Source organism: Flavobacteriales bacterium (assembly GCA_016704485.1).
Classification (GTDB): domain Bacteria; phylum Bacteroidota; class Bacteroidia; order Flavobacteriales_F; family PHOS-HE28; genus PHOS-HE28.
In genome coordinates, this window is the sequence record JADJAA010000001.1 from 2192875 (window position 1) to 2204054 (window position 11180).

Below are 11180 nucleotides of genomic sequence, written 5' to 3' on the forward strand. Positions count from 1 at the left end.
CGCTAAAAACCGTGCTTTACTTCAACAGCGTAACATGGCCTGTGAGGTCGTACAACTCACCGGAGTAAGCATCCCGGAATTGTAACTTCCATACGTAGACTTCGGTCTCGGATTGCATACTGGAATAGTTGCCATTCCATGTCGAACCGATCACCTCCGTGGAGAAGATCTGCTCGCCCCATCGATCGAAGACCATGAAGCTGTAATTCTCGATCCCATGGTCACGATTGAATATAGGCAAGAAACCTTCGTTGATATCATCGTTATTTGGCGTAAACGCATTCGGTACAAAGACATCCAGAATATCGAACACGGCTATCGAAGCGCAATAGACATCCGGGCACCCATTGTCATCCATTGATGTTAAACATACTTCGTACGTGTTCCCAAGAGGACTGATGAATTCAAATGTCGGTACGATCTCCGTACTTGTTCCAAGACCTGCAAAGTCCCATAAGAAATTCGTTGAATTCACGGATGTATTCACCATTAATGTTGTGGGTTCATTGGTGAACAATGTATCCGGGTCGAAGTAGAACGAAGCTTCCACAACAGGAGGAGTGCCTACGGATCCCGCACCACTTGCTTCACATCCATCTGCATTCTGCATGTGGACAGTGTAGTCATCAGGACATAGATCGCCATAAATGGTCTGCGTCGTGAACGGTCCATCATTCAAACTGAACAATACACCAGCTGTATCTTCAATGATGATGATGCCGTCGCAATCGCCAGGGCATGTTTCACCTTGGCCTATTACCGAAGCGATGGTCAAAGGGTCCGGTTGGTCAATGATAAATGGGATCGTAACGTTACATGCATTGGTATCCGCCACATTCACGGTGAATGAATATGCACATAAGCCACTGATCGCGGTGGTGTCTCCCGTACCTGCGACCTGCCATGTGTAGGTGTAAGCTCCCGGAGTTGCGTTACCACCTGTTGCAGTTGCTGTTGCGGTGCCATCACAAGCACCAAAGCAGATCGCATCAGTTACCGTGACATTGGCTATGATCGGATCCGTGAACAGCACATTGACCGTATCCGAACTCGCGCATCCATCAGCAGTTATGGTGGACCAAATGAACGTGTAATTACCACCGGCTGGTGCTGTAACAGGCGATACGGGATCCGCATTGTTCCCAAACGCAGCACCGTTCACATTCGTCCAAACACCGGTTGCCCATTCACCGGTTGCATTCATTGTGAACGTGAGGTTGCAACTGATCGCATCGGGACCAGCGTCCGGTGCTGGAACCACGAATACATTCACAGTTGCGGTTGAACTGGCATTCGGACAAGGTTGAATGCCATAAACAGTGTACGTGTAAATACCCTGTGGGTCCGTACTCGGATCGAATACGCCATTGCTCGGACTCCCTCCAGGGCCAGTCCATGTGCCACCGGGATCCGGGGTTCCTTCCAGTCGATCGAAAAGCGATACCGGTGCGGCCCCTGGACAGAGCGACAGATAGCCATTGCCGCCAGCATAAGGTAGTGGATTCACATCGATAACGACCATTGCCGTTGCGTTGGGGCATGGTGTTGCGCCGGGAACCGTGTAGATGTAATTACCTGGAACATCCGCGCCAGGTGTGAAATGGGTTGCATTGAAACTGCCTGGTCCAGTCCATGAACCATTTGCATCCGGTGTTCCACCGAGTTCATCGAATAACGGGATCGCCGGTGCATTGTCGCATAGTGTGGCGCTACCATCCTCTCCGGCATCAGGCCCTTGAACGGTGGTCACGAATACGAAGGCGGTATCACTGATGCAGGGTGGTGGAACCTGTATGATGTAGCTGTAAGTTCCTGCTGGATGGGTCGCTCCATCGAATATGCCATCGAACGGTGTGCCATCTGGCATGAACCATGAACCACCTGAATCAGGTGTACCCTGTACGTTGTTGAATAGTGTAGCGGGTGCAGCGGTAGTGCATAAAATGATCTCCCCGTTCTGCCCAGCATCCGGATCCGTAAGTTGCTGGACCGTAATTATTGCGGATGCGGATGGACAAGGTGCGATGCCCGGAATGGTATATGTGTAATTCCCATCCACATTGGTGCCGGGTGTGAAGATCCCTGTGAATGGGGTGTTGTTCGGACCTGTCCAAGTGCCGCCCAGTTCAGCTCCTCCAAGGCTTGGGAAGATATCCAATGGCGATCCGCTAACGCATAAGTTCAATGTTGCATTCTGGCCTGCATTCGGAGTTTGGGTCAGTGCTACCACCACTTCCGAAACATCCGCGGGGCAGGGTACAGTTCCTTCAACCTGATAGACGTACACGCCAGCAACACCTATGGATGGATCGTATACACCATCTGGACCAAAAGCTCCCGGTCCGCTCCAAGTTCCTCCCGGATCAGCGTTGCCACTTAACTGTGTGAAGAGATCCAATGCCGCACCGTTCGTGCAAAGCGTTATGCTACCGTCAATGCCCGCATTTGGCGGTTGAATAACTGTTACTGTGACGTTACTACTTGCACTTAGACAGGGTGCTGGTGCATTGATCGTATAGGTGTAGATCCCGGATGTATGTTGTGCAGGATCGAACGTATCCCCAACAGAGATGCCTGCGGAATTTGTCCATGTTCCGCCTACATCCGGAGCTCCAAGTAATTGATCGAATAGTTCAAAAGTTTGGTCCGTTCCACAGACTGTGATCATTCCATCTTCTCCCGGGATCAGGTGTGCTTACTACAGTTACTTCGACCGTAGCTATGGCTGCGGGGCAAGGGGCTGTTCCTGAAACGGTGTAGACGTATATTCCTTGTAGATCAGTTGCTGGGTCGAACGAGCCATCCAATGCTCCTGGACTCGCTCCGCTCCATATCCCACCTGGTTCTGCAGTGTTTCCTAAATGGGGGAATAGATCCTCAATATCACTGACATTACAAAGAACGATGGATGCGTCAACGCCAGCAACCGGTGGTTGAGAAATTGAGATCGTAACGGTCGAAGAAACACTTGAACACGGCGGTGGCACATCGATCGTGTATGTATAAACACCAGCGGTCATAGTTGCTGGATCGAACATGTCACCAACTACAACGCTTGGTCCGGTCCATGCTCCACCAGCATCAGGTGTGCCGGTGAGTTGATCGAACAATGCGATTGCTGCATCACTGGTACACAGCGTTGCATTACCTGGCAAGCCAGCATCCGGAGTATTCACAACGGTTATACTTACCCCGCTTGCATCGCTCGGGCAAGGTGTTGTTCCAGTTACAGTGTATATGTAATCGCCAGCGGTCATGGTCGCAGGATCGAACATGCCGCCGACAACTGCGCTTGGTCCAGTCCACGTTCCACCTGCATCGGGTGTGCCAGTCAATTGATCGAACAACGATCCAGCCGGGCTACTAATGCAAACCGTCATTGAACCATCCGTGCCTGCATCGGGTGGCGCAACTTCCATAATAGTAACTGTTGCACTTACGCTGACACACGGCGGTGGCACATCGATCGTGTATGTATAAACACCATCGGTCATAGTTGCTGGATCGAACATGCCACCAACTACAACGCTTGGTCCTGTCCATGTTCCACCCACATCTGGTGAGCCTATAAGTTGATCGAACAATGCGATCGCTGCATCACTGGTACACAGCGTTGCATTACCTGGTAGTCCTGCATTCGGAGTATTCACAACGGTTACACTTACCACGCTTGCATCGCTCGGGCAAGGTGTTGTTCCAGTTACAGTGTATATGTAATCGCCAGCGGTCATGGTCGCAGGATCGAACATGCCGCCGACAACTGCGCTTGGTCCAGTCCACGTTCCACCTACATCGGGTGTGCCAGTCAATTGATCGAACAACGATCCAGCCGGGCTACTAATGCAAACCGTCATTGAACCATCCGTGCCTGCATCGGGTGGCGCAACTTCCATAATAGTAACTGTTGCACTTACGCTGACACACGGCGGTGGCACATCGATCGTGTATGTATAAACACCATCGGTCATAGTTGCTGGATCGAACATGCCACCAACTACAACGCTTGGTCCTGTCCATGTTCCACCCACATCTGGTGAGCCTATAAGTTGATCGAACAATGCGATCGCTGCATCACTGGTACACAGCGTTGCATTACCTGGTAGTCCTGCATTCGGAGTATTCACAACGGTTACACTTACCACGCTTGCATCGCTCGGGCAAGGTGTTGTTCCAGTTACAGTGTATATGTAATCGCCAGCGGTCATGGTCGCAGGATCGAACATGCCGCCGACAACTGCGCTTGGTCCAGTCCACGTTCCACCTACATCGGGTGTGCCAGTCAATTGATCGAACAACGATCCAGCCGGGCTACTAATGCAAACCGTCATTGAACCATCCGTGCCTGCATCGGGTGGCGCAACTTCCATAATAGTAACTGTTGCACTTACGCTGACACACGGCGGTGGCACATCGATCGTGTATGTATAAACACCATCGGTCATAGTTGCTGGATCGAACATGCCACCAACAACGGTGCTCGGTCCAGCCCATGCTCCACCAGCATCTGGTGTGCCGGTAAGTTGATCGAACAATGCGATCGCTACATCACTTGAGCAGAGCGTTATTAGGCCCGGTAACCCAGCGTCGGGGGTGCTTACAACCGATACGCTCACTACACTCATATCGCTCGGGCAAGGTGTGGTACCTGCAACAGTATAGGTGTAATCACCAGATGTCATGGTCGCTGGATTGAACATGCCTCCGACAACAGCGCTCGGTCCTGTCCATGTTCCGCTTGCATCCGGGGCGCCTGTCAGCGCTGCAAAAAGTGAAGTCGCAGGACTGCTAACACACAATGTTATGTCAGCATCGATGCCTGCATTCGGTGGTGCAATTTCTGTTACGGTAACTGTCGAACTCACACTAACACAAGGTGGTGGAACAGTGATCGTGTAGGTATAAATACCAGCAGTCATTGTCGCTGGATCGTACATGCCGCCAACAACTGCGCTTGGCCCTGTCCATGCTCCACCAGCATCGGGTGTGCCAGTAAGTTGATCGAATAATGCGATCGCAGCATCGCTTGTGCAGAGTGTTGCATTACCAGGAAGTCCAGCATCCGGTGTATTCACAATAGTCACACTTACCACACTTGCATCGATTGGGCATGGTGCTGTTCCGGAAACGGTGTACGTGTAATCGCCAGCGGTCATGGTCGCAGGATCGAACATTCCACCCACAACCGCACTTGGCCCTGTCCAAGTTCCACCTGCATCCGGAGCACCTGTCAACGCTGCAAAAAGCGAAGCTGCTGGACTGCTAACACAGAGTGTAATGTCACCATCGATGCCTGCATTGGGAGGCGCAACTTCCGTTACAGTAACTGTCGAACTCACACTAACACAAGGCGGTGGCACATCGATCGTGTACGTGTAAACACCAGCGGTCATTGTTGCTGGATCGTAAATTCCTCCAACAACTGCGCTAGGTCCTGTCCATGTTCCACCAGCATCCGGTGTGCCAGTGAGTTGGTTGAACAATGCGATCGCTGCGTCACTTGTGCAGAGTGTTACTAGGCCAGGTAAACCAGCATCAGGTGTGCTTACAACGCTGACCGTTACAATGCTCGCATCGCTCGGGCAGGGTGTTGTTCCAGTTACAGTGTATATGTAATCGCCAGCGGTCATGGTCGCAGGATCGAACAATCCACCTACAACTACATTTGGTCCTGTCCAAGTTCCACCCACATCTGGGGTGCCTGAAAGCGCGGCGAACATTGAAGTTGCCGGACTGGTTATACACAGTGTAAGGTCACCATCGATACCTGCATTTGGCGGGGTGTTGATCGTAACGGTAACCGCTGCGGTTTCATCGGGGCATGGCGCAGTTCCGGTCACTGTATATGTGTAAACACCTGCGGTCATAGTCGCAGGATCGATCATGCCACCAACTACACCGCTAGGTCCAGACCATGTTCCGCCTGCTTCGGGAGTGCCACCAAGTTGCGCGAACAAAGAAGCAGCTGCATCAGTGGAACAAAGTGTGATAGCACCATCGGTTCCTGGTTCGGGTGGTGTGTTTATGGTTACGGTAACCGTAGCCATATCATCCGGACATGGTGCTGTTCCGGCAACGGTGTATGTGTATACTCCAGCAAGCATGGTCGCTGGATCGATCATTCCACCAACTACTGCGCTAGGTCCGGTCCATGTTCCGCCTGCATCCGGAGTGCCACCAAGTTGCGCGAACAAAGAAGCTGCTGCATCCGTGGCGCACAAAGTGATAGCACCATCCGTTCCGGGGTCCGGCGGGGTGTTGATCGTAACGGTAACCGCTGCGGTTTCATCGGGGCATGGCGCAGTTCCGGTCACTGTATATGTGTAAACACCTGCGGTCATAGTCGCAGGATCGATCATGCCGCCAACAACAGCACTAGGTCCTGTCCATGTTCCGCCTGCATTCGGCGTGCCACCAAGTTGCGCGAACAAAGAAGCAGCCACATCCGTGGCGCACAAAGTGATCGCACCATCCGTTCCAGGGTCCGGTGGAGTGTTGATAATTACTGCAACACTGGCCATATCATCCGGACAAGGTGCTGTTCCGGCAACGGTGTATGTGTATACTCCAGCAAGCATGGTCGCTGGATCGATCATTCCACCAACTACTGCGCTAGGTCCGGTCCATGTTCCGCCTGCATCCGGAGTGCCACCAAGTTGCGCGAACAAAGAAGCTGCTGCATCCGTGGCGCACAAAGTGATAGCACCATCCGTTCCGGGGTCCGGTGGGGTGTTGATGGTTACGGTTACAGTTGCTGTTTCATCCGGGCAGGGTGCAGTTCCAACAACAGTGTACGTATAGTCGCCAGCAGACATTGTCAACGGATCGATCATGCCGCCAACAACAGCACTAGGTCCTGTCCATGTTCCGCCTGCATTCGGCGTGCCACCAAGTTGCGCGAACAAAGAAGCTGCCGCATCCGTGGCGCACAAAGTGATAGATCCGTCCATTCCAGGATCCGGTGGAGTGTTGATAATTACTGCAACACTGGCCATATCATCCGGACAAGGTGCGGTTCCTGTAACGGTGTATGTATAAACACCTGCGGTCATTGTCGCAGGATCGATCATGCCACCTACGACAACACTGGGTCCGTTCCATGTTCCTCCTGCATCTGGAACACCTCCGAGTTGTCCGAATAAAGAGGCTGCAGCATCGGTGGAACACAAGGTGATCGCTCCATCCGTTCCTGCATTTGGTGGTGTATTTATTGTTACGGTTATAGTTACTGTTTCATCGGGGCAGGGTGCAGTTCCAACAACAGTGTACATATAGTCGCCAGCAGACATTGTCAACGGATCGATCATACCACCGACCACCGCGCTAGGTCCAGTCCAAGTACCGCCTGCATCTGGAGTGCCACCAAGTTGTGTGAATAATGAAGCAGCAGCATCTGTAGAACAAAGTGTGATAGCCCCATTGGTTCCTGGATCGGGTGGTGTGTTGATCGTTACGGTTACCGTAGCCAAATCATCCGGACAAGGTGCGGTTCCTGTAATGGTGTATGTATAAACACCTGCGGTCATTGTCGCAGGATCGATCATGCCACCTACGACAGCGCTAGGTCCCGTCCATGTTCCGCCCGCATCCGGAGTGCCGCCAAGTTGAGTGATCAGTGAAGCCGCCGCATCGGTGGAACACAAGGTGATAGCACCATCTGCTCCAGCATCCGGTGGTGTGTTGATCGTTACGGTTACCGTTGCAGTCTCATCCGGACAAGGTGCCGTTCCTGTAACGGTGTAGGTATAATCACCAGCGGTCATTGTCGCTGGATCGATCATGCCACCGACCACCGTGCTTGGTCCGGTCCATATTCCGCCCGTCGCAGGAGTACCTCCAAGTTGAGCGAACAAAGAAGCTGCCGCATCCGTGGAGCACAAAGTGATCGCACCATCCGTTCCAGGGTCCGGTGGGGTGTTGATGGTTACGTTAACCGTAGCCATATCATCCGCACATGGTGCTGTTCCAGTAACGGTGTAGGTGTAGTCACCTGCGGTCATAGTCGCAGGATCGATCATGCCGCCGACGACAGCGCTAGGTCCCGTCCATGTTCCGCCCGCATCCGGAGTGCCGCCAAGTTGAGTGATCAGTGAAGCCGCCGCATCGGTGGAACACAAGGTGATAGCACCATCTGCTCCAGCATCCGGTGGTGTGTTGATCGTTACGGTTACCGTTGCAGTCTCATCCGGACAAGGTGCCGTTCCTGTAACGGTGTAGGTATAATCACCAGCGGTCATTGTCGCTGGATCGAACATGCCACCGACCACTGCGCTCGGTCCGGTCCATATTCCGCCCGCAGCGGGAGCACCTCCAAGTTGAGCGAATAAAGAAGCAGGACCATTAGTTGAACAAAGAACTATGGCCCCATCAGTCCCTGCATCCACGGGTTGTTCTATAACCACAAAAACTTCGGCAGTTGCTGCTGGACAAGGAGCTGGACTTGGGACTGTATACGTATACAGCCCACCGTTCATGGTGCTCGGATCAAAGGCGTCGCCAATTATTGGGCTTGGTCCTGACCAAGTACCACCAGCAATTGGCGTACCTTCGAGTTCGGCGAACAGACCTGCTGGACCTGCATTGCTACAGACGGTAACATCTCCATTATCCCCAGCATCCGTCAATAAGTTGACGATCACCTCTACCGTTGCGCTTGCAGTAGCTGGTCCACAAGCACCTGTGCCGGTTGTGGTGTAAGTATAAAACCCTGGGACATCGGTTCCGGGTATGAAATTGCCACTATGCGGTGTGCTTGATGGGGTGGTCCACGCACCGCCAACTTCAGGTGTGCCACCTAGTTGTGAGAACAAATTGATCGGGCTGGATGTTTCGCAGACCGTAATATTTCCGTTGATACCTGGATCAGCAGGGTTATCGAACAATACATCCACACAGTCGGTCGTAGCGCAGTCCGGATGACCCATCTGATAAACTGTCACGCAATAGGTGGTAGTTGAACCCACGGTGGCTAAAGGGTTTGATATGTTCGGGTCGGATAATCCGGTAGCTGGACTCCAACTATAGACCATGCCACCATTCGGGCAGATCGCGGTCCCACTCCATGACAGGCCACTTGCAGGACCATTACCTGAGTTATACACTACGGTTCCGGACGAGTTGGTCAACGTAAAGGATTGCTCGCCATTGAACAAGAATGCAGCAGTATAGTTCAAGCTGATGGCCTCACCATTGTTGACCGGCACCGCCACACTGCCTGTGGAACCGTTGGGTAAGGTCCAAGCTGTTGGTACACCATTTACTGTGATCGTTACACCGGATCCCCCAAACCATCCATCTCCCCATGTATCATTCAACGTCAATGTGTAGTTACAAGGTGAAGCTATTCCGCCAGAGGTAATTGTCGCGCCCAACTGCACTGGATCGCCACAAGTGGTAACGTTGGCGCCCGCATTCACTTGAGGTCCTTGGACAATGCTCACCGTGATCGTTGTGTCATACGTGCAACCGAAATTGTCCTGTACGGTGTACACGTATGGGAAATTCCCAACACCCGGCGGTGTTATGCAGATCTGGTTACAATTCCCTGTGGTGCTTGAAATGTTCGCACCGCTCCATGAACTGCTATCACAACCGGCACCATAAACAGGCGTGAATTCGATCAGGTCCGCAAAAAGTGATGGCGCAAAATCCATATTCCAATCACAGATGAACCCATTGTCCTGCGCCCACAGATCACAGACTTGTAAGGTCCATGTGCCGTTCAAAGACGACCCCACCAAACCACTCAAAGGGTTCAAACTTTCATAGGTTCCAGTTGGTAATGTGGCTTGCGCATTATCCACCCAAGTGCCGTTGGTCGCGGTAGGGCTGAAACAGTAGTTCCAGCATGTGCCTTGTGCGTTCGGGGTTAGATCATCATCGATAGGAATTCCTAAATATGTGTCTAAGCCACCCTGTTGGTGCATGACCACTGACTCACCCGTTGGACTAATAATAGTGATCACAAGATCGCCGATGAACGAGTGTTCCATCGACATACAGATCGAAAGCAGACCATTTACATTAGTCAATGTTTGACCCAACGTAAATTGGTTGTAAGTAACGGTGCTGTTGAAGCAGGACCCCACGTTATCCGGAAGGAAAACCCCACTACCAAGACCAGGGGTCGGATTCTCGGTCCATGTAGTACCGTTCACATCACCATCCAAACAAATGGTTTCGCCTGGGCATCCGACCAAGGGTCCACCTGTTCCATCAAAACTCGGTATTGTACCAACTTCGATCAGCAGATCGACCAAGTTGGTGCTTGCACAGCCATTGTTGTCCACCAATTCCAATTGCGCGATATAACCTCCAGGCTGCGTGTATGTGTGGTTCACCGATGCCGGTGCATTATTCAGAAAGGTGCCGTCGCCAAAAACCCATCTGCGAGTTGCGATGGAAAATCCAGGTGCTGCATATGAACCAGCAGAGTTGAACGTGACACTTTCTCCGGGGCAGATCCGCTGTGCGCCTACCGCTCCATGCGTAGCAACTGCTGTTGGTCGTGTACAAGGCTGGTAGCAGGTTATCGATGCCGCAAACACTCCAAGTCCTGTTGCATTGCTCGTGAACTCAATGGTCAAACAACCACTGCTATTTCCTGCCGATGCCGATACGACCAAGCCTTGAAGTGCGGTTCCGGTCCATGAGCCAAGGATAGGGTCGGCCACGCTGTTCCCATCATGGATCACCATCACATCACCCGGTGCGGCACCGGCCGTGTTCAAGTTGAACGTGATGAAGTTCAACGAAATGGCACCGGTCGGGTCATCGGGACAAAGGGTATATATGTAATTCTCGTTGTTCCCATATCCGGTTCCGCCCTGGCCCCCGCTATCCAAGAATGCACCCACACAGGTAACATCGGTACCATTGAAAATTGGAAACGGCTGCCCGAATAATTCCATACCACTTCCCCAAAACAGAGCCAGAGCGATGGCTAGGACGATGCGAATGGTTTTGGATGACATGTTCCGGGATCGCGATCGTTCAGTTATCGATGGTTCAGGGCAGGTAAAATGATCGAGGTTTTTGACGCTCTCACGGGTTGTAAAATATGTACTCCATCCTAATTCTGAGACTGTTCTATTCAATTTTGGACGAAGTGCCGAACCGGACCTATGAACAGCATTGATCAGATGATAGGTTTGTTTTTTTGATCTCGGAACGTATGGATACGA

At 52.1% G+C, this 11180-nt stretch carries 2 protein-coding genes; both read right to left on the minus strand.

The genetic code is table 11. The annotated features are described in order from the left end of the window. Positions 1–16: 16 nt before the first annotated feature. On the minus strand, positions 17–2668 hold the full coding sequence (locus tag IPF95_09340) for a gliding motility-associated C-terminal domain-containing protein (protein MBK6474900.1): 2652 nt from the start codon (positions 2666–2668) through the stop codon (positions 17–19). After that, the gene (locus IPF95_09345; protein MBK6474901.1) at positions 2634–10970 is read right to left on the minus strand and encodes a proprotein convertase P-domain-containing protein; all 8337 of its coding nucleotides are present in this window, start codon (positions 10968–10970) and stop codon (positions 2634–2636) included. The genes IPF95_09340 and IPF95_09345 overlap by 35 nt, the downstream gene beginning before the upstream one ends. Positions 10971–11180 lie beyond the last annotated feature (210 nt).

Coding starts and splice junctions, on each gene's coding strand:
- IPF95_09340 (MBK6474900.1), bottom strand. CDS start 2,668: ATGATCACAGTCTGTGGAACGGACCAAACTTTTGAACTATTCGATCAA.
- IPF95_09345 (MBK6474901.1), bottom strand. CDS start 10,970: ATGTCATCCAAAACCATTCGCATCGTCCTAGCCATCGCTCTGGCTCTG.